Source organism: Streptomyces himastatinicus ATCC 53653 (assembly GCF_000158915.1).
Classification (GTDB): Bacteria; Actinomycetota; Actinomycetes; order Streptomycetales; family Streptomycetaceae; genus Streptomyces; species Streptomyces himastatinicus.
On record NZ_GG657754.1, the window covers coordinates 3,951,777 to 3,971,730 of the forward strand.

The following is a 19,954-nucleotide window of genomic DNA, read 5'->3' on the forward strand; positions in this document are numbered from 1 at the left end:
CACCGCCGGATCCCGCACGCGAGGCTGGTGACGAACCCGCACGAGCCGCAGAGACACCAAGGGGTATTCATGACTCGCGTCGCCATCAACGGATTCGGCCGCATCGGACGCAATGTGGTGCGCGCCCTGCTCGAACGCGACAGCGGCATCGAGATCGTCGCCGTCAACGACCTCACCGAGCCCGCCACCCTCGCCCGGCTCCTCGCCTACGACTCCACGGCCGGCCGGCTCGGCCGCCCGGTGACCGTCGACGGCGACACCCTCGTCGTCGACGGCCGGCGCATCAAGGTGCTGGCCGAGCGCGACCCGGCGCGGCTGCCCTGGGCCGAACTCGGCGTCGATGTCGCGCTGGAGTCCACCGGCCGCTTCACGTCGGCCAAGGCCGCCCGCGCCCACCTCGACGCGGGTGCGAAGAAGGTGCTCGTCAGCGCGCCGTCGGACGGCGCCGACGTCACGCTCGCGTACGGGGTCAACAGCGACGCGTACGACCCGGCCACGCACACGATCGTCTCGAACGCCTCGTGCACGACCAACGCGCTCGCGCCGCTGGCCGCAGTGCTGGACGAGCTGGCGGGCATCGAGCACGGCTTCATGACGACGGTGCACGCCTACACCCAGGAGCAGAACCTCCAGGACGGTCCGCACCGCGACGCCCGCCGGGCCCGCGCCGCCGGTGTCAACATCGTGCCGACCACGACGGGCGCCGCCAAGGCGATCGGCCTCGTGCTGCCGAACCTCGACGGCAAGCTGTCGGGCGACTCGATCCGCGTGCCGGTTCCGGTGGGCTCGATCGTCGAACTCAACACCACCGTCGCACGCGACGTCACGCGCGACGACGTGCTGGCGGCGTACCGCGCCGCGGCGGAGGGCCCGCTGGCCGGCGTCCTGGAGTACTCGGACGACCCGCTCGTCTCGTCCGACATCACGGGCAACCCGGCCTCGTCGATCTTCGACTCGGCCCTCACCCGCGTCGACGGCCGCCACGTCAAGGTCGTCGCCTGGTACGACAACGAGTGGGGCTTCTCGAACCGCGTGATCGACACCCTCGAACTCCTCGCCAACGGCTGACGGCTGGGTCAGCTGAAACGCGAGAAGACGTGCGCGCGGCCCACGGTGGTGAAGCCGCGGCGCGCGTACCAGTGGCGCGGCCAGTCCTCCCCGTCGGCCACCAGGAACCGCAGGGCGCACCCCGCGGCCGCCGCCCGCTGGAGGGCACCGGACAGCACGGCGTCGGCGTACCCGCGGCGGCGCGCGTGCTCGGCCGTGACCACCTCCTCGATCTGGGCGACGCCGTCGGCGGGCTCCATGTAGAGGTCGGCCCAGGACGCGACCTCGCCGTCCTCGTCGTGCACGGCCAGGAACCGCACGTCCTCGGCCCCGTTCCGCCGGGCGGCCCGCCGCCCCACCATCTGACGCACCGTCTCCTCGTCGGCGTCGGGCATCCACAGCCGCTGCTGGTTCGCCAGCGCCCGCCACAGCGGCCCGTACGGATCGGGGCCGAGGTCCAGCTCCACGACCTCCCCGCGCCCCGCGGCCGCCACCGGCCCGGTGTACGTCATCACCAGCTCGACCCCGTGCTCGTACCCCGCCAGGGTCAGCGCGGGCGCACACGCGAGCCCGAGCCGGTCGTCGTGGACGGTGATCCGCCGATGCGGCAACTCCGCCATCGCCGCGTCCGCGACGGCCGGAAGCTCCGTCGGCTCGACGGGCCCGTCGATGTGGATCTCGTTGTGCTCGTGCGAGCGCACGTACGCGTCGTGCCGCACCAGAAAGCCACCCGGCACCGGCCTGACCTCGGCGGACTGGCGGCGTGCGAACAGGAGCCGGAAGTCGACGGCGCGCTGAAGGTCGTAGGGTCGTGCCATGGCTGTTCCTCGTCCTCCGGTCTTTGACGTCCTCCCTGCCATGAATGGCGGGATTCCCCATTTTTCAGGGGTTTCGGCCGGTTGCCCGGCTTACGGGTTCCTGCTTCGCGGACCGGCTCGTGCCGAGGTCTCCACAGGCTGGGAACGCGAGCCCCGCGTCCCTGTGATTCTTGGCCGCGTTCACATCAGCGTGGTCCCGGTGTCCGCAAGCCGTGCATGCAAAGACCGCTTGGCTCTTGCGGCTCTTCGCGTCCACGTGCCCGCACCGGTTGCACCGCTGCGACGTGTAGGCAGGATCGACAAGAAGAATCCAGCTGCCTGTGTACCGGGCGGCGCTACGCAGAGCCACCTCCAGCCGGTACCAACCCTTGTCCAGGATCGCACGGTTGAGCCCAGCCTTCTGCCGCACCTTGGACCCCGGTCGCTCGAGCGTGCCCGACGCACTCGCGGCCATCTTCCTCGTACGCAAATCCTCCAGCACCACCAGGGCATTGAGGGTGGTGACGCGGTTCGCGGTGTAGGCGCAGAAGTCAGCGCGCCGGTCGGTCACACGCCACATGATCCGGCCCATCGCCGCGATGGTCTTACTCCGGTTTGCCGACCCCTTCTCCTGCCGGGCAAGCTTGTGTTGCAACCTGCGGTACCGGGCTGCCTCGCCGGGGGCGATGAACTTCCGGTCGTGGAAGGTGCCGTCGCTGGTGACCGCCGCTACCGCCACACCCCGGTCGATCCCCACGGCAGTGTCCGGCATTGTGTGCTTCTCAGGCGTCCTGTGCCCGTCCTCTACAAGGAAGGACACGAACCACTGCCCGCCCCTGCGCGCGACCGTCGCCGAACGAACCTCACCGCCCAGCGGGCGGGACCAGCGAAACCGCACCCAACCCAGCTTGGGGAATTTCGCCCGCGCCCACTTACGGCTCAGCCGCTCCACCTTGATCAGGTTCCCGGCAGGGAACCGGAACGACACAGGCCACCGCGCCTTCGACCGCCATCGGACACGGAAGGTGCCATGCTCACGGCAGGCCCGGTCAAGGTCCCTCAAGGTCTGCTGGAGCACATGCGACGGCGCTACCTTCAACCACGGGTGCTCACGCTTGGCCTCAGCGAGCTGTGCAGCCTGCGGCACATAATTCATCCACGCCCCGCGCCTGCGGTACTCCCTGCGCTGCTCTAGAGCGGTGTTCCACACTGCACGGCAGATATCACCGAACTCCTGGCACATCTGAGCCTGCTCAGCCGTCAGCTCAAGTCTGTATCTACGCCCGGAAAGCATATGAAACACCCCCTCCCACTCAGGCGATCACGCTAGCGCAGCCCACTGACAATCCGAGCGAACTCCACCACTCCGAGGATCCGCGCCAGGGATAGGCCGACCTGAGGTCAGACCGAGGTCCGAACCTCACGGCAGAGGAACCCGCTCCTCCGCGAAGTGGCACGCCGACAGGTGCGCGGCTCCGCCCGTCAGGCCCGTCGGCACCGCCAGGGCCGGGGTCTCCGCGGCGCAGCGGGGCTCGGCTCGCCAGCAGCGGGTGCGGAAGCGGCAGCCGGTGGGCGGGTCGGCCGGGGAGGGGACGTCGCCGGTCAACAGGATGCGCCGGCGGGCGCGCGCCTCCGGGTCGGGGACCGGGACGGCGGACAGCAGGGCCTGGGTGTACGGGTGGGTCGGGTGGTCGTAGATCTCGGTGCCGGTGCCGGTCTCCGCGAAGCGGCCCAGGTACATCACGGCGACCCGGTCGCTGATGTGCCGGACCACCGACAGGTCGTGGGCGATGAAGACGTAGGCGAGGCCGAATTCGTCCTGGAGGCGTTCCAGCAGGTTGACCACCTGGGCCTGCACCGAGACGTCGAGCGCCGAGACCGGTTCGTCCGCGACGATGACCTCGGGGCGCAGGGCCAGCCCGCGGGCGATGCCGATGCGCTGGCGCTGGCCGCCGGAGAACTGGTGCGGATAGCGGTTGACGTGCTCGGGGTTGAGGCCGACGACGTCCAGCAGCTCCTGGACGGCGCGGTGACGGTCGCCCTTGGGGGCGGCCTCGGGGTGGATCTCGTACGGCTCGCCGATGATGTCCCCGACGGTCATCCGGGGGTTGAGCGAGGTGTACGGGTCCTGGAAGACCATCTGGATGTTGCGGTGGACGGCCCGCAGGGCGCGCCCGGACAGCCGGGCGATGTCCTCGCCCCGGTAGCGGATCGTTCCGGCGGTCGGCCGCTCCAGGCCGACCAGCAGCCGGGCGAGGGTGGACTTGCCGCAGCCGGACTCGCCGACGACGCCGAGGGTCTCGCCGCGCCGCAGGTCGAAGGAGACCGTGTCGACGGCCCGGACCGCGCCGGTAAAAAAAATTGACCAGGGCGCCCCGGGTCAGCGGGTAGAGCTTGGCGAGGTCGCGTACTTCGAGGACGGGCGGGGCGGGGTCAGCCGCCGAGGGGGCCGACGGTACCGGCGGTGCCGAGGGGGTCGATGGGGTCGAGGCCATGCAGCTCCTCCTTCCAGAAGTGGCAGGCGCTGGCCCGCCCTTGGGCCCCGGCATCCATCACCCCGGCGTCGGTCACCTCGTACAGCGGCGGCCGGTCGGTGCGGCAGACGTCGCGGGCGCGCGGACAGCGGGGGTTGAAGGGGCAGCCCGTGGGGAGCGCGAGCGGGCTGGGCGGCAGCCCCTTGATCGCGTACAGCTCGCCGCCGCGCTGGTCCACGCGCGGGATGGAGTCGAGGAGTCCGCGGGTGTACGGATGGGCGGGGCGCCGGTACAGCTCGCGCACCGGCGCGGTCTCCACGATCCGGCCCGCGTACATCACGGCGATGGTGTCGGCGACATCGGCGACCACGCCCAGGTCGTGGGTGATGAGGATGAGCCCCATGGCGTACTCGCGGCGCAGCTCCGCCAGCAGATCCATGACCTGGGCCTGGACGGTGACGTCGAGCGCGGTGGTCGGCTCGTCGGCGATGATCAGCTCCGGCTCCAGCGCGATCGCCATGGCGATCATGATGCGCTGGCGCATACCGCCCGAGAACTGGTGCGGATAGTCCCCGGCCCGCGCCGCCGCGGCCGGGATGCGGACCCGGTCCATCAGCTCGACGGCCCGCGCCCGGGCGTCCTTGCGCGACATGCCGCGGTGCACCTGGTACATCTCGGCGAGCTGGGCGCCCACCGGGATCACCGGGTTGAGGGCGGACAGCGCGTCCTGGAAGATCATCGACATCTTGGCGCCGCGGATCCGGCGGCGCTCCTCGCCGCTCAGGGTCAGCAGATCGCGCCCCTGGAAGAAGACCTTGCCGCCGGTGACCATGGCGGGCGGGGTGTCGAGGATGCCCATGATCGCCTGGGCGGTCACGGACTTCCCCGACCCCGACTCGCCCAGCACGGCCAGCGTCCGCCCCGCGTCGACGGCGTAGCTCACCCCGCCGACGGCCTCGGCGACCCCGTCCCGGGTGCGGAAGGCGACGCGCAGGTCCCGTACGTCCAGCAGGCGGGCCACGGCTAGCGCAGCTTCGGGTCGAGGGCGTCGCGCACCGCGTCGCCGAGCATGATGAACGCGAGCACGGTGATGCTGAGCGCCGCCGCGGGCCACAGCAGCATGTGCGGGGCGTTGCGGATCTGGGTGGACGCGGACGAGATGTCGATGCCCCAGGAGACGGTGGGCGGTTTCAGCCCCACCCCGAGGAACGACAGGGTCGCCTCCAGCGCGATGTACGTGCCCAGCGCGATGGTCGCGACGACGATGACCGGGGCGACGGCGTTGGGCGCGATGTGCCGCAGCAGCATCCGGCCGTTGCTCGCCCCGAGGGTGCGCGCCGCGAGCACGTAGTCCTGCTGTTTGACGGTGACGACCGAGCCCCGGGCGATACGGGAGATCTGCGGCCAGCCCAGCAGCACGATGAAGCCGACCACCGGCCACACCGAACCGCTGGTGACCACCGACAGGAAGACCAGCCCGCCGAGCAGGATCGGGATGCCGAAGAAGACGTCGGCGATCCGCGAGAGCAGGGAATCCCACCAGCCGCCGAAGAATCCGGCCAGCCCGCCCAGCACGCTGCCGAGCAGGGCCGCGCCCGCGGTGGCGCAGATGCCGACGGTGATGGAGGCGCGGGCGCCGTAGACGGTGCGGGTGTAGACGTCCCGGCCCTGGAGGTCGAAGCCGAAGGGGTGGCCGGGGGCCGGGCCGTCCTGCGCCTTGGCCAGGTTGCCCTGGTACGGATTGCCGTCCGCGATCAGCTGCGGCCAGACCGCGATGGTGACGAGGAAGAGGATGACCAGCGCGGAGACCACGAAGACGGGGTTACGGCGCAGATCGTGCCAGGCGTCGGTCCACAGCCCCCGCGACCCGGGCGCCGGGCCGCCGCCGGGGGCCGGGCGCCCGGCGGCGCGCCACCGCAGGCCCGGCAGGGGGCGGCGCAGCCACGGTCGGCCCCGCGGCCCGCCCTCCAGGGTCGCGGTGCCGGTGGCGATGTCGGATGGCGTATCAGATCGCGCCTCAAGGGGCTCAAAGGGCTCAGGCATACCGGATCCTCGGGTCGAGCACGGCGTAGAGGAGGTCGACGAGCAGATTGGCGAGCAGGAAGACGATCACCAGGATGGTGACGAAGCCGACCACGGTCGGCGAGTTCTGGCGCAGGATGCCCTGGTAGAGCTGATAGCCCACGCCATGGATGTTGAAGATCCGCTCGGTGACGATGGCCCCGCCCATGAGCGCGCCGATGTCGGTGCCGATGAAGGTCACCACCGGGATCAGCGAGGTGCGCAGCAGATGCCGCACGACGATCCGGCGGCGCGGCAGCCCCTTGGCGACGGCGGTGCGGACGTAGTCGGCGCGGGCGTTCTCGACGAGCGAGGTGCGGGTGAGGCGGGTGGTGTACGCGAGGGACACCAGACCCAGCACCACCCCGGGCAGCAGCAGTTCGGTGAACGGAGCCTCCGGGGCGACGGAGGGCCGGGCCCAGCCCCACCGCACGCCGAACACGTACTGGAGCACGGTGCCGCTGACGAACGTCGGGATGGACACCACGACCAGGGTGAGCAGCAGCACCGAGGTGTCCAGGCCCCGGCCGCGGCGCAGTCCGCTGAGCACGCCGAGGGTGATGCCGAGCGCCATCTCGAAGACGACGGCGACGATGGTGAGCCGCAGGGTGACGGGGAACGCCTCGGCCATCAGCTCGGTGACGGGCTGTCCGTTGAAGGCGGTGCCGAACTGGCCGCCGAAGACCTGCCCCATGTAGTGGACGTACTGGCTCCACAGCGGTTCGTCGAGGTAGAGGTCCTTGCGGATGCGGGCCGCTGTGGCGGGGTCGGGGGCCTTGTCGCCGAACAGGGCGGCGACCGGGTCGCCGAGCGCGTAGACCATGAAGAAGATCAGGAAGGTGGCGCCGAGGAAGACCGGGATCATCTGTGCCAGCCGCCGCAGCACATAGCGGCCCATGGTCAGCCGACCCTGATCTGGTGGTAGACGGGGACGCTGAACTGGTTGAGCGTCACATCGCTCAGCCGGGGCGCATAACCCGCGCTGCCGTTCTGGTACCACAGCGGGATGGCGGGCATCTGCCGGGCGAGGATCTTCTCGGCGTCCTGGAAGGCGGTGATGGAAGCCCCGTCGGCGGAGGCCGCGTTGGCCTGGTTCACCAGCCGGTCGAAGCCGGTGTCGCTCCAGTGGCCGTCGTTGGAGGAGGCGTCGGTGTAGTACAGCGGCTGGAGGAAGTTCTGGATCAGCGGATAGTCCATCTGCCAGCCCGCCCGGAAGGGGCCGGTCATCCGCTTCCCGGCCATCTTGTTGCGGTAGTCGGCGAAGGTGCCGACCGGTTTGCCGACGCACGCCCGATCGCTGCGCAGCACGGTGTTGACGCTGTTGCAGACGGCGTCGACCCAGTCCTTGTGGGAGCCGGTGTCGGCGTTGTACGTGATCGTCATCCGGCCGCCGGGCAGCCCGCCCGCGGCGGTGATCAACTTGCGGGCCCGCTCCGGGTCGTAACGGCAGGCGTCCCCGCACAGCCCCGGCTGGTAGCCGCCCTGGCGGCGCAGCACCGGGGAGGTCCAGTCGGTGGCGGGGGTGCGGGTGCCGCGGAAGATCCGGTCGGTGATCTGCGCGCGGTTGATCGCCATGGAGATGCCGCGGCGCAGCTTCGCCCGGGCGGGCCCGCTCCACGCCTTGTCGTACATGGGGAAGGTGAGCGTCTGGATGATCCCGGCGGGCTGGTTGATGTAGCGGTTGCCGAGATCGGAGCGGACGAACTTCAGCTGCTGGGCCGGGACATCGTCCACCAGATCGAGATTGCCCGCCTGGAGATCGGTGTAGGCGGTGTTGCTGTCGGTGTAGACGCGGAGGTCGACGCCTTTGTTACGGGCCTTGTCGGGGCCCCGGTAACCGTCCCAGGCGCGCAGCTTCATGACCGAGCCCTTGTCGTACGACCGCACCTGGTACGGGCCGTTGCCGACGGGCTTCTTCAGCCAGGCCGCATGGTCCTCGAAGAAGGCCCGGGGCAGCGGCGCGTAGGCGTTGTAGCCGAGCGTCTTGGGCCAGGAGGAGAACTTCTGGGTGAGCCGGACGGTGAAGGTCCGCTCCCCCGTCACCTTCAGCCCGGAGAGGGTACGGGCGGTGGGGCGGCCGGTTTCGGGGTGGACCTTGGCGTACCCCTCGATGTACTCGAAGAAGTAGGCGTTGCGCTGCTTGTTGTCGAGCAGGGCGCCGTAATTCCACGCGTCCGTGAAGGACTTCGCGGTGACCTTCTCCCCATTCCCGAACCGCCGCCCCTTCTTGATGGTGACGGTGTACGTGCGCTGGTCGTCGGTGGTGATCCGGTCCGCGAGCGCGTCCTTGGCCTCACCAGTCGCCGGGTCGTACCGCTTGAGCCCCCGGAAGATCATGTCGAGGACCTTGCCGCCCTGGACGTCGTTGGTGTTGGCGGGCTCCAGCGGGTTCGGCGGATCACCCCAGGAGGAGCGGACGATGCCGTCGGCCGAGCCGGAGTCGCTTCCGCAGCCCGCGACGGCCGGGACGGCGGCCACGCAGAGGGCGCACAGCACGCACCGCACCCGCATGACGCGTTGGGCTCCGCGCATGGCGCCTCCCGAGGATCCGGTCCAAGATCGCCTCAGATCCTCATGACACCCCAGGGCGGGGCGGTGCGCACGCCGGTGACCGCTGTCCGTGGCAGCGGCCCGGTGGCATCAGGAGACGGCGTCGGGAACGCCATTGGTAAAGCGCGAGCCGAGCGGTACGTCCCGCGCTCGGCAAGCGCTTTCTATTCCACTGTGGCCTATCGTTCCCCGCGATTCAAGCGTCTGTTCCAAATCTTTAATCGATTCAACACACCTCCTCGCCACCCTCACAGCAAGCGGTTCAGCTGCTACCGCCCACGGTCGACCAAGCCGGTCGAGCAATCCGCGATCAGCCCCGCCTCGATCTTGGCCGCGCGCTCAGCGGCGCGCGAGAGCCAGGCCGAGACGCTCACACCCTCGCGGTCGGCCGCTTCCTTGGCGGCGCTCAGGGTCTCGCTCGGAATCGTGATCGTGACACGTTCGAGGCTCATGCTCTGAATCACCCGGGCGGGCGCCGACCCGAGCCGCCCGCCCGATGGCGGTTCACCCGAACGAGCCGGGCCGCACCCACGCCCCCGCCAGCACAAGCGCAAGGTCCCGACGCCCTGCTGCGAGATGCCGATGGGGGGCCGTGTCGCGGTGTGATCCACCCAGGTCTCTCGCACCGGTAGCTCGCCGTTACGGGACAGATCGTAGAACTGCTTCCGGTCAAGGCCGACGGTGGGCAGCCCAGCGATCGGCCGCGGTGGCGAGGGCCTGTTTCCATGCGACGCCCGGCGCGCCCTTGCCGATTCCGGCCCATAGGCGCTGCGACGCATCCTGCGATTCCTGGGGGCGGTTCCTGAACGAGTACGAGCACGTCACGGGGCGAGGTGGTCGAACCGCCCTGCCTTCGCGGCCCGCAGGAACGCGCGCAGCGCAGCCGGTGTCGTGGCTATGACCGCCTCCGAGTCGTCGCTCTCGCGGAGGTGCGGCCTGCCGACGGGGTCGGCGGCCAGCTCGACGCAGTTCGGGGCGTCACCTGTGCTGAAGCTGGACTTCCGCCAGTGCAGCGAGGACATGCGGATCTCTCCTAGAGCAGCGGGTACAGAATGTGCTGGATGAGCCCGAGTGAGTCCTTCGCCGTACGAGCCTCCGGCGCGACCTCTGCATCGATGGGAGGCAGCGCCAACTCGCTCAGCCTGGCGAAAGACTGCCCGTACTCGATGAGCGCTTGAGGATCGTCAAGGTACTGGCCTTTGCTAAGCTGGTCCACCAGCACGGTGCCCAGCTCCGCCACCTCCGGTTCGATCAGCATGAAGGGGTGGCTGAAGGCCGCGCTTCCCTCGTTGTCGATGGGCACGATCTGGATGGTGACGTTCGGCAGACGTGACGCCTGGATGAGCCGCAGTAGCTGATCGCGCATCACCGCACGGCCTCCGTAGAGAACACGCAGCGCCGCCTCGTGAATGATGGCGTGCAAGTGCGGAGGCCGACGGCCCGACAGAACCAGTTGGCGCCGCAGCCTGAACTCGATAGCCTCGCCCTGCACCTCGCGAACGGCTTCGGAGAAGCCGCTGCCGTGCACCGCCGTCGCGTACTCGCGAGTCTGGAGCAGCCCGGGGATGAACAGCAGCTCGTAGTTGCGCAGGATACGTGCCCCGGCCTCCAACTCGGCGAGGTCCACGTGGGACGCTCCGAGCACCTTGCGGTAGTCACTCCACCAGCCGCGTCCGGACTCCTGTCCCATCGCTCGGAGGGCGTCCACGTAGGTTGTACTTGTTGCCTCCAGCGCCTGCGTGAGCACGCCCAGCCGTTCAGCCGCCAGGCTCGTCCGGCCTGCCTCAACGTTACTCAAATGCGGACTGTGCATCCCCATCAGGCGTGCGGCCTCCCCTACCGTCAGCCCTGCACGCTCGCGCAACCTGCGCACTTCGGCGCCGAACCGGCGCTGACGGTAGGTGGGATTCGCCCTCAGCCCCATGTGATCTCCCCTCTCCGCGAGGTGAGTGTCGCGCACCGTGCATGGGCGCGTCCATTCCGCTACCGCACCTCAGGCCATAGGTTGTAGTTATAAGCCCCACACCGCTACCTTACGTATGGCGCCAGTCACAGAAGGCACTCACCTGGAGGCTGCCCATGCGCACGCCCGAAGAGCCCTGGTCCTACGGCCTGTTCATCCCGCACGATCCCCGCGCCGTGGGCGTCGTACGGGCCACCCTCCGCCACATCCTCAAGGCGGCCCGGCTCGACTGCATCGTCGACACGGCCGAACTGCTCGTGTCCGAGCTGGTCACCAACGCGTACCGCAACACCACCACCGACGCGTACGTCAGCATGGACTGGGAGCCGATGCCGCCGGACTTCCGGGTCACCGTGTGGGACTCGGGCCCGGGCCTGCCGCAGCCGGTCGCGGCGGAGGCCGAGGACGAGAACGGACGCGGGCTCACCCTCGTCGAGTCGTGCGCACAAACGTGGGGTGTGCACGACTACACCGACAAGGACGCGGGCGTCACCGGCAAGGCCGTATGGTTCACGCTGGTTCCGTACGCCGCACTCCCCCACAGGAATGGATGACCCGTGACCGAAGTCGATGCGTTGCGTGCGTACCGGCGGGACGTGTTCGTCGCGCTACGGCGCGACCCCGAGCGGGCTCGGGAGCTCCGGAAGTGGGAGCGAGCCGTCGCCGACGCGGGGACGATCGACGAGGCACGCCGGGCCTCGGACGAGGTCGGGAAGCTCCTGGACACGGCCTGTCGCGAGGTGCACGGGGCCTGAGCCTGAGCAACGGCGAGGGCCGCCCGGGGTCGCGGCATGCGATCCCGGGCGGCCCTCGGCGCGTAGGGCACGGCTACGCGTGCACCACGTCCTTCTCCTCGGCGAAGTGGCACGCCGACTCGTGCGCCGCGAGCGAGTCGGTGCCGGCGAAGCGCTCGGGGATGGCGAGCAGCGGCACCTCCTTGGCGCACTTGTCCTCGGCCTTCCAGCAGCGGGTGCGGAAGCGGCAGCCCGAGGGCGGGTTGGCCGGGGAGGGGACGTCGCCGGTGAGGATGATGCGCTCCCGGCCCTCCCGCGCCTCCGGGTCGGGCACCGGGACCGCGGACAGCAGGGCCTGGGTGTACGGATGCGTCGGGTGGTCGTAGATCTCGGCGTCGGTGCCGATCTCGGCCATCTTGCCCAGGTACATCACGCCGACCCGGTCGGAGATGTGGCGGACGATGGACAGGTCGTGGGCGATGAAGATGTAGGACAGGTTGAACTCGTCCTGGAGCTTCTCCATCAGGTTGATGACCTGCGCCTGCACCGACACGTCCAGCGCCGAGACGGGCTCGTCGCAGATGATGATCTCCGGGTTGAGCGCGAGGCCGCGGGCGATGCCGATGCGCTGGCGCTGACCGCCGGAGAACTGGTGCGGATAGCGGTTGAGGTATTCCGGGTTGAGGCCGACGACGTCCAGCAGCTCCTGGACCTTGCGCCGCCGGTCGCCCTTGGGAGCGGCCTCGGGGTGGATCTCGTACGGCTCGCCGATGATGTCGCCCACCGTCATCCGGGGGTTCAGCGAGGTGTACGGGTCCTGGAACACCATCTGGATGTTGCGGCGGACCGCCCGCAGGGCGCGGCCGGACAGCTTGGTGATGTCCTGGCCCTTGTAGAACACCTCGCCCGCGGTGGCGCTCTCCAGGGTCATCAGCAGCTTGGCGACGGTGGACTTGCCGCAGCCGGACTCGCCCACGATGCCGAGCGTCTCGCCCTGGTAGAGGTCGAACGAGATGCCGTCGACCGCCTTGACCGCGCCGACCTGCTTCTTGAAGAGGATGCCCTGGGTCAGCGGGAAGTGCTTGACCAGGTTGCGCACCTGGAGGATCGGCTCCCCGCTGCCGACCTCGGCATCGAGGGCGGCCACCGCCTCGTCCTCGGTGGCGGCGTCGACCGTCGTCACCTCGGTGATGCCGTGGGGGGCGGCCGCGGCTTCCGTGGCCTTGGTGACGTCCACGGCCTTGTCGTCCTTCTCCGTCTCAGCCATGGATCGTCTCCTTCCAGAAGTGGCACGCACTGCCGCGGCCCGGCAGTTCGGTGCCGTCCTGCTCGGCGACCGCCGCCAGCGCCGGGACCTCCGTGGTGCAGATGTCCTGGGCCTTCGGGCAGCGCGGGTTGAAGGCGCAGCCGGTGGGGATCTTGAGCAGGTTGGGCGGCAGCCCCTTGATCGCGTACAGCTCCTGGCCCTTGTGGTCCAGCCGCGGGATCGAGTCCAGCAGTCCCTTGGTGTACGGGTGGGCGGGGCGCTTGTACAGCTCGTGCACCGGGGCGGTCTCCACGATCCGGCCCGCGTACATCACCGCGATCTTGTCGGCGACGTCCGCGACCACGCCCAGGTCGTGGGTGATCAGGATCAGGCCCATGTTGTACTCGCGCTGGAGTTCCGCGAGCAGGTCCATCACCTGGGCCTGGACCGTCACGTCGAGCGCGGTGGTCGGCTCGTCGGCGATGATCAGGTCCGGCTCCAGGGCCAGCGCCATGGCGATCATGATGCGCTGGCGCATACCGCCGGAGAACTGGTGCGGGTAGTCGCCCACCCGCTCCTTGGCGGCGGGGATGCGGACCCGCTCCATCAGCTCGATGGCCTTGGCCTTGGCATCCTTCTTGGACAGCCCCTGGTGGACCCGGAACATCTCGCCGAGCTGGTAGCCGACGGAGAGCACCGGGTTCAGCGCGGAGAGCGCGTCCTGGAAGATCATGGCGATCCTCCGGCCGCGGATCTTACGGCGCTCCTCCGGGGCCATGGTGAGCATGTCCTCGCCGCGGAAGAGGATCTCGCCCTGCGGGATCTTGCCGGGCGGCATGTCCAGGATGCCCATGATGGCCTGCGCGGTCACGGACTTGCCGGAGCCGGACTCGCCGAGCACGGCGAGGGTCTCGCCCGCGCTCACGGAGTAGTTGACGCCGTTGACGGCCTTGGCGACGCCGTCCCGGGTGTGGAACTCCACGTGCAGATCGCGGACTTCCAGCAGCGGGCCGCCGTCTGCGTCCTCGACGCGCGCGGAGGGCTCCGCGCCGGTCTTCTCGATGGTGGTCACGTACGCCTCCCTCAGCGCAGCTTGGGGTCGAAGGCGTCGCGCACCGCGTCGCCGAGCAGGATGAACGACAGCACGGTCAGGCTCAGGAAGCTGGCCGGAACGAGCAGCACGTGCGGGGCGTCCCGGAGCACGTTCTGCGCGTCCGAGATGTCCACGCCCCACGAGACCGTCGACTGGAGACCGATGCCCAGGTAGGACAGGGTCGCCTCGGTGGAGACGAAGCCACCGAGCGCGATGGTCGCCACGACGATCACCGGGGCCAGGGTGTTGGGCAGGATGTGCCGGAGCAGGATGCGGGTCGTGCCCGCGCCGAGCGCCCGGGCCGCCGTCACGAAGTCGGCCTGCTTCTGGGTGATGACCGCGCCGCGCATCACGCGGGCGAGCGGCATCCAGCCGAATGTGGCCAGGGCCAGCACCACGGTCCAGATCGTGCGGTGGGTGAAGGCCTGGAGCAGCACCATGCCGCCGAGCAGCAGCGGGATGCCGAAGAAGATGTCGGTGAGCCGGGAGAGCAGGGTGTCGAGCAGGCCGCCGAAGTACCCCGCGAACATACCGATCACACCGCCGACGAGGGTGACCCCGAGGGTCACGCAGAAGCCGATGATGACCGAGGCGCGGGCGCCGTAGATCGTTCGGGCGTAGACGCTCTGGCCCTGGCCGTTGTAGCCGAACCAGTCCGGCTGGAAGAAGTGCCCCCACTCCGGCTTGCCCAGGTAGTGGTTGCGCAGATCGGCGTGGCCCGGGTCGGTGCTGGTGAACAGGCTGGGCACGGCCGCCATCAGCAGGAAGAGCACGAGCAGCACTGCGGAGACCCAGAAGATGGGGTTGCTGCGCAGTTCGCGCCAGGCGTCCTGGCCCAGGCTGCGCGCCTTGGTGATCTCGCTGCCGCCCGGCAGGGGCGCTTCGGCTGCCGCCGATACGGGGCCGGCCTCGGGAGCCTGAGTTGGATTAAGCATAGCGAATCCTCGGGTCCAGGACTGCGTACAACAGGTCGACGACCAGGCTGCTCACCAGGTAGACGAGGACCAGTACGGTCACGATGCCGACGACGGTGGGACCCTCACTGGTCTGGATGGCCCGGAAGAGGGTGTTGCCGACGCCCTGGATGTTGAAGATGCCCTCGGTGACGATCGCGCCGCCCATCAGGGTGCCGAGGTCGGTACCGAGGAACGTGACGACGGGGATGAGCGAGTTGCGCATCAGGTGCACGCCGATGATCCGGCGCCGCGGCAGGCCCTTGGCGAGCGCGGTGCGCATGTAGTCGGCACGCAGGTTCTCCACCACGGTCGTCCGGGTCAGCCGGGACACATACGCGAGCGACAGCGCGCCCAGCACCATGGCCGGTGCGAAGAGCTGCGCGATGTCCATGGAGTCCTGGACGGTCGGGGTGATGACCTTCCATTTGAGGCCGAACAGGAACACGGTCACGAAGCCGATCACGAACACCGGGATCGAGGTCACGATCAGGGTGAACACCAGCACGAACCGGTCCAGGAACTTGCCGCGCATCAGGCCGGTCACCACGCCGAGGGTGACACCGATGACGATCTCGATGCCGAACGCGAGCAGCGCCAGCCGGATGGTGACCGGGAAGGCGTCGGCCATCAGGTCGGCCACCGGGCGGCCGGTGAAGCTCTGCCCGAAGTCGCCCCGGAACAGCCCGGTGATGTAGTCCCAGTACTGGGTCAGCAGGGGCTTGTCGAGGCCGAATTGATGGCGCAGTCTCTCGACCGTGGCGGGGTCGGATGCCCGCTGGCCGAAGAGCGCTTTGACGGGATCGCCGGGCAGCGAATACACCATCAGAAAGATGAGCAGTGTGGTCCCGATGAAGACCGGGATCATCTGGAGCAGTCGCCTCGCGACGTATCGCCCCATGGGTGTCCTCCTGTCGCCGACGCGGCCGGTGACCGCCCGTCCGTGAAGGGACGGGCGGTCACCGGGGCTGCGTCACTGCAATCCGTACGACTACTTCTTGACCTCGACGTCGGTCCAGATCGCCTGGCGGAACGTGTCGAACTTGACGTTCTGGACGTTCTTGGAGTGACCGCCGTTGGTGTGGTCGAAGAAGAGCGGGATGGAGGGCATCGTGTCCTTGAGCTTCGCCTCGGCCTGGGCGTAGAGCTTGTTGGACTCCTCGATGGTCTTGGCCTTGTCGGCCTCTTCCATCAGCTTGTCGAGCTTCTTGTCGCTGAAGGCGGAGTCATTGGCGCCCGCGCCGGTGCGGTACTGCTCGGCGATGAAGTTGGAGATGTTCGGGAAGTCCTGGACCCAGGCCATCCGGAACGCGCTGTTCATCTTGTGCTCGGTGATCTCGGTGCGCAGCTGCTGGAACGTCGCGCGGGGGTCGGCCTCGCACGGGACGCCGGCGTTCTGCTTGATGTCGTTGCAGACCGCCTCCGCCCATTCCTTGTTGCCACCGTCGGCGTTGTAGGCGATGGTCATCTTGTTGCCGGGGACGCCGCCGCCGTCCTTGATGAACTGCTTCGCCTTCTTCGGGTCGAACTTGCAGTACTCACCGCAGGCGTTGGGCTGGTAGCCCTCGACGACCTTCGGGGTCCAGCCGTCGGCCGCGTCCTTCGAGCCCTTGAGCGCGGTCTTGGCGATGGTCTCGCGGTCGATCGCCATGGACAGACCCTGACGGACCTTGGCCTTCTCCGGCTTCGCCCAAGCCTTGTCGTACATCGGGAAGGCGATGGTGGTGTTGCCGCCGAACATCTGGTCGGCCGCGCGGTCGCCCAGGTCGGTCTTGTAGACGTTGATCGACGACGGCGGGACCTGGTACATGATGTCCAGCTTGTCGGAGACCAGGTCGTTGTAGGCGCTCTCGTCCTTGTTGTAGAACTTGAAGACGATGCCGCCGTTCTTGGGCTTGTCCACACCCGTGTAGCCGGCGTACTTCTTCACCTTGAACTGGACCTTGTGCTCCCACTTGCCGTCGACCTCGTAGGGGCCGTTGCCGATGGGGGCCTCGCCGAACTTCTTCGGGTCCTTGTAGAAGGCCTTGGGCAGCGGGAAGAAGGCGTCGTAGAAGAGCCGGTCCTTGAAGGTGGAGACCGGGTGCGACAGCTCGATGGTGAACTCGTTGTCGTTCACCACCTTCAGGCCCGAGAGCTTGTCGGCCTTCGGGTCGCCCTTCTCCGGGTGGACCTGGTCGTAGCCCTTGATGTCGGCGAACCAGGAGGAGTTCAGCTGGGCGTTCTTGGCGTTGGCGCCGTAGTTCCAGGCGTCCACGAACGAACTGGCCGTGACCGGCTCGCCGTTGTGGAACTTCCAGCCCTTCTTCAGCTTCACCGTGAACTTCTGGTTGTCCGGCGACTCGACGCTCTGGGCCACCTGGTTGCGCAGGTTGCCCTTGACGTCGTAGTCGACCAGACCACGGAAGAGGTTCTTCAGGATGTAACCGCCGCCGACCTCATTGGTGTTGGTCGGGATCAGCGGGTTCTGCGGCTCGACGTCCTGATAGGTGTACACACCGTTCGGGTTGACGGCCGCATTGTCGTCGTCCCCGCTGTCACCGCCGCCGCCACAAGCGGTCGCGCCCAGTGCCACGACCGCGGCCATCGCGACCCACTTGGCGCTCTTGGCACCACGCATGGGTTTGCCTCCTCCGGAGTCCTCTGCTGCTACGAGAGGGGTGCCCGGAGACACGCTGACACCCCTGACAGCGAAAGGGACCGGACCCCCCAGATGCGCTCGAAGGTCCGCGCTCCCCACAGCGTGCGACCCGTTGACCCGAGCTCAATGGACCCCATGATTGAGCACGCCAGCCCCGTAAACCACACCTTATGGGTCTCGCTTTGGTCACATCATCTACGCGCGGAGCTTCGAAATCCGGACAAAACTGCCACAGACAGACACACGCGAAACGGACTGTTAACACATCATGCGGAGCCCGAACTCCGATATCCGGACACCACGTGCCGGATATCCGCTTGACGGGCGGCTTCCTGACACGACGGCAGCCCGGGCCCCGCGGGAGAAGCGGAAGCCCGGGCTGCCGGGGCGTACGGAGGCGTACGTCAGCGCTCGACGCGCAACATCAACGCTTGGCGCGCGATGCGGCGCGGCCGCGCTCCTTCTGGTCCAGCACGACCTTGCGGATGCGGACGGTCTCCGGGGTGACCTCGACGCACTCGTCGTCGCGGCAGAACTCCAGGGACTGCTCCAGCGAGAGCAGCCGCGGCGGCACCAGGGACTCGGTCACATCCGCGGTCGAGGACCGCATGTTGGTGAGCTTCTTCTCCTTGGTGATGTTCACGTCCATGTCGTCGGCGCGCGAGTTCTCGCCGACGATCATGCCCTCGTACACCTCGGTGCCCGGCGAGGTGAACAGCACGCCGCGCTCCTGGAGGTTGGTCATCGCGAACGCGGTCACCGCGCCCGAGCGGTCGGCCACCAGGGAGCCGCTGTTACGGGTGCGCAGCTCGCCGAACCACGGCTCGTGGCCCTCGAAGATGGAGTGCGCGATACCGGTGCCGCGGGTCTGGGTCAGGAACTCGGTGCGGAAGCCGATGAGGCCGCGGGACGGCACGATCCACTCCATGCGGATCCAGCCGGAACCGTGGTTGGTCATGGTCTCCATGCGCCCCTTGCGGGTCGCCATCAGCTGGGTGATGGCACCGAGGTGCTCCTCGGGGGCGTCGATGGTCAGGCGCTCGATCGGCTCGTGGAGCTTGCCGTCGACCTCCTTGGTGACGACCTCGGGCTTGCCGACGGTCAGCTCGAAGCCCTCCCGGCGCATCGTCTCGACCAGGATCGCCAGCGCCAGCTCACCGCGGCCCTGCACCTCCCAGGCGTCGGGGCGCTCGGTCGGCAGCACGCGCAGCGAGACGTTGCCGATCAGCTCCTTCTCGAGGCGGTCCTTGACCAGCCGGGCGGTGACCTTGTGGCCCTTGCCGCCCTTGCCGACCAGCGGCGAGGTGTTGGTGCCGATGGTCATCGAGATGGCGGGCTCGTCGACGGTGATCAGCGGGAGCGCGATCGGGTTCTCGGGGTCGGCCAGGGTCTCACCGATCATGATCTCCGGGATGCCCGCGACCGCGCAGATGTCGCCCGGCCCGGCGACCTCGGCGGGCTTGCGGGTGAGCGCCTCGGTCATCATCAGCTCGGTGATGCGGACGTTGGAGATCGAGCCGTCGCGCTTGATCCAGGCGACGGTCTGGCCCTTCTTCAGCTCGCCCTGCTCGACGCGGAGCAGCGCGATCCGGCCGAGGAAGTTGTCCGCGTCCAGGTTGGTGACATGGGCCTGGAGCGGGGCGGCCGCGTCGTACTCGGGCGCGGGGACGGTCTCCAGCAGGGTGACGAAGAACGGCCACAGGCTGTCGCTGTCGGCCGGGACGGTGCCGTCCTCCGGCTTGGTCAGCGAGGCGATGCCGTCACGCGCACAGGCGTAGACGATCGGGAACTCGATCTGCTCCTCGGTCGCGTCCAGGTCCAGGAACAGGTCGTACGTCTCGTTGACGACGTCGTCGATCCGGGAGTCCGGGCGGTCCGTCTTGTTGATGCACAGGATGACCGGCAGCTTGGCCTGGAGCGCCTTGCGCAGCACGAAGCGGGTCTGCGGCAGCGGGCCCTCGGAGGCGTCCACCAGCAGCACCACGGCGTCGACCATGGACAGACCGCGCTCGACCTCACCGCCGAAGTCGGCGTGGCCGGGGGTGTCGATGATGTTGATGGTGACGGGGTCACTGCCGTCCGCCGGGTGGTACTTCACGGCGGTGTTCTTCGCGAGAATGGTGATGCCCTTCTCGCGCTCGAGGTCGTTGGAGTCCATCACCCGGTCGTCCACCTGCTGGTGCGCGGCGAACGCACCGGCCTGCTTGAGCATGGCGTCGACGAGGGTCGTCTTTCCGTGGTCGACGTGGGCGACGATGGCGACGTTACGAATATCGTGGCGCGTGGGCATACGTGCGCGCTTCTCCCGGTTTCGTGGGTGGCTGCGCGCTCCTTTGTCCGGCGCGCCTTTCCGCCGGGCTGCTTACGCCACGGCCTGACCCCATGGTAAGGGGAC

General features: G+C 68.7%; 18 protein-coding genes and 1 pseudogene. 3 read left to right on the forward strand and 16 right to left on the reverse strand.

Annotated features, from left to right (window positions below; all coding sequences use genetic code 11):
• The first annotated feature begins 69 nt into the window (after nucleotides 1–69).
• Nucleotides 70–1,068: a type I glyceraldehyde-3-phosphate dehydrogenase gene (gene gap, locus SSOG_RS16085; RefSeq protein ID WP_009715291.1), complete on the forward strand. Its 999-nt coding sequence runs from the start codon at nucleotides 70–72 to the stop codon at nucleotides 1,066–1,068.
• Between the two features lie 8 nt (nucleotides 1,069–1,076).
• Here gap and SSOG_RS16090 read toward each other — a convergent pair whose 3' ends face one another.
• The 10 genes and pseudogenes from SSOG_RS16090 to SSOG_RS16135 all read right to left on the reverse strand — a co-directional run bounded on the left by SSOG_RS16090 (nucleotide 1,077) and on the right by SSOG_RS16135 (nucleotide 10,853).
• Nucleotides 1,077–1,865 carry a GNAT family N-acetyltransferase gene (locus SSOG_RS16090; protein WP_039937751.1) on the reverse strand — a complete coding sequence of 263 codons (789 nt, stop codon included), beginning with the start codon at nucleotides 1,863–1,865 and terminating at the stop codon, nucleotides 1,077–1,079.
• Nucleotides 1,866–1,929: 64 nt separating this feature from the next.
• Nucleotides 1,930–3,138 carry an RNA-guided endonuclease InsQ/TnpB family protein gene (locus SSOG_RS16095; RefSeq protein WP_009715293.1) on the reverse strand — a complete coding sequence of 403 codons (1,209 nt, stop codon included), beginning with the start codon at nucleotides 3,136–3,138 and terminating at the stop codon, nucleotides 1,930–1,932.
• Nucleotides 3,139–3,264: 126 nt separating this feature from the next.
• Nucleotides 3,265–4,339 (reverse strand): annotated as a pseudogene (locus SSOG_RS16100) (ABC transporter ATP-binding protein).
• The gene (locus SSOG_RS16105) at nucleotides 4,278–5,339 is read right to left on the reverse strand and encodes an ABC transporter ATP-binding protein (protein WP_009715295.1); all 1,062 of its coding nucleotides are present in this window, start codon (nucleotides 5,337–5,339) and stop codon (nucleotides 4,278–4,280) included. The pseudogene SSOG_RS16100 and the gene SSOG_RS16105 overlap by 62 nt, the downstream one beginning before the upstream one ends.
• 2 nt (nucleotides 5,340–5,341) lie before the next feature.
• Nucleotides 5,342–6,361, reverse strand: coding sequence for an ABC transporter permease (locus SSOG_RS16110; RefSeq protein WP_009715296.1), 1,020 nt, complete (start codon nucleotides 6,359–6,361; stop codon nucleotides 5,342–5,344).
• Nucleotides 6,354–7,277, reverse strand: a complete 924-nt coding sequence (locus tag SSOG_RS16115) for an ABC transporter permease (protein WP_009715297.1) — start codon at nucleotides 7,275–7,277, stop codon at nucleotides 6,354–6,356. Before SSOG_RS16115 ends, SSOG_RS16110 begins: the two co-directional genes overlap by 8 nt.
• Before the next feature lie 2 nt (nucleotides 7,278–7,279).
• Entirely contained in the window at nucleotides 7,280–8,911 is a 1,632-nt protein-coding gene (locus SSOG_RS16120) for a peptide ABC transporter substrate-binding protein (protein WP_039937752.1), read from the reverse strand.
• Nucleotides 8,912–9,198: 287 nt separating this feature from the next.
• A complete protein-coding gene (locus SSOG_RS16125; protein ID WP_039937755.1) occupies nucleotides 9,199–9,381 on the reverse strand; it encodes a hypothetical protein in 183 nt (60 codons plus the stop codon).
• Nucleotides 9,382–9,750: 369 nt separating this feature from the next.
• Nucleotides 9,751–9,951: a DUF397 domain-containing protein gene (locus tag SSOG_RS16130; protein ID WP_009715300.1), complete on the reverse strand. Its 201-nt coding sequence runs from the start codon at nucleotides 9,949–9,951 to the stop codon at nucleotides 9,751–9,753.
• A gap of 11 nt (nucleotides 9,952–9,962) precedes the next feature.
• Complete coding sequence (locus SSOG_RS16135) at nucleotides 9,963–10,853, reverse strand: helix-turn-helix domain-containing protein (RefSeq protein ID WP_078510601.1); 891 nt, start codon at nucleotides 10,851–10,853, stop codon at nucleotides 9,963–9,965.
• Between the two features lie 155 nt (nucleotides 10,854–11,008).
• Between SSOG_RS16135 and SSOG_RS16140 the strand changes: the two genes are divergently transcribed.
• Nucleotides 11,009–11,446: an ATP-binding protein gene (locus SSOG_RS16140; RefSeq protein ID WP_039937756.1), complete on the forward strand. Its 438-nt coding sequence runs from the start codon at nucleotides 11,009–11,011 to the stop codon at nucleotides 11,444–11,446.
• 3 nt (nucleotides 11,447–11,449) lie between these two features.
• Nucleotides 11,450–11,647 (forward strand): hypothetical protein, encoded by a 198-nt coding sequence (locus SSOG_RS16145; RefSeq protein WP_009715303.1) that lies wholly within the window; start codon nucleotides 11,450–11,452, stop codon nucleotides 11,645–11,647.
• Between the two features lie 73 nt (nucleotides 11,648–11,720).
• On the opposite strand, the gene SSOG_RS16150 is transcribed toward SSOG_RS16145, so the two are convergent.
• The 6 genes from SSOG_RS16150 to typA all read right to left on the reverse strand — a co-directional run bounded on the left by SSOG_RS16150 (nucleotide 11,721) and on the right by typA (nucleotide 19,849).
• Nucleotides 11,721–12,893, reverse strand: coding sequence for an ABC transporter ATP-binding protein (locus SSOG_RS16150; RefSeq protein WP_039937758.1), 1,173 nt, complete (start codon nucleotides 12,891–12,893; stop codon nucleotides 11,721–11,723).
• Entirely contained in the window at nucleotides 12,886–13,944 is a 1,059-nt protein-coding gene (locus tag SSOG_RS16155; RefSeq protein WP_009715305.1) for an ABC transporter ATP-binding protein, read from the reverse strand. The genes SSOG_RS16150 and SSOG_RS16155 overlap by 8 nt, the downstream gene beginning before the upstream one ends.
• Nucleotides 13,945–13,955: 11 nt before the next feature.
• Nucleotides 13,956–14,900 carry an ABC transporter permease gene (locus SSOG_RS16160; RefSeq protein WP_009715306.1) on the reverse strand — a complete coding sequence of 315 codons (945 nt, stop codon included), beginning with the start codon at nucleotides 14,898–14,900 and terminating at the stop codon, nucleotides 13,956–13,958.
• Nucleotides 14,893–15,819 (reverse strand): ABC transporter permease, encoded by a 927-nt coding sequence (locus SSOG_RS16165; RefSeq protein ID WP_009715307.1) that lies wholly within the window; start codon nucleotides 15,817–15,819, stop codon nucleotides 14,893–14,895. Before SSOG_RS16165 ends, SSOG_RS16160 begins: the two co-directional genes overlap by 8 nt.
• Before the next feature lie 90 nt (nucleotides 15,820–15,909).
• Entirely contained in the window at nucleotides 15,910–17,538 is a 1,629-nt protein-coding gene (locus SSOG_RS16170; protein WP_009715308.1) for a peptide ABC transporter substrate-binding protein, read from the reverse strand.
• 445 nt (nucleotides 17,539–17,983) lie between these two features.
• Complete coding sequence (gene typA, locus SSOG_RS16175; RefSeq protein ID WP_009715309.1) at nucleotides 17,984–19,849, reverse strand: translational GTPase TypA; 1,866 nt, start codon at nucleotides 19,847–19,849, stop codon at nucleotides 17,984–17,986.
• Nucleotides 19,850–19,954 lie beyond the last annotated feature (105 nt).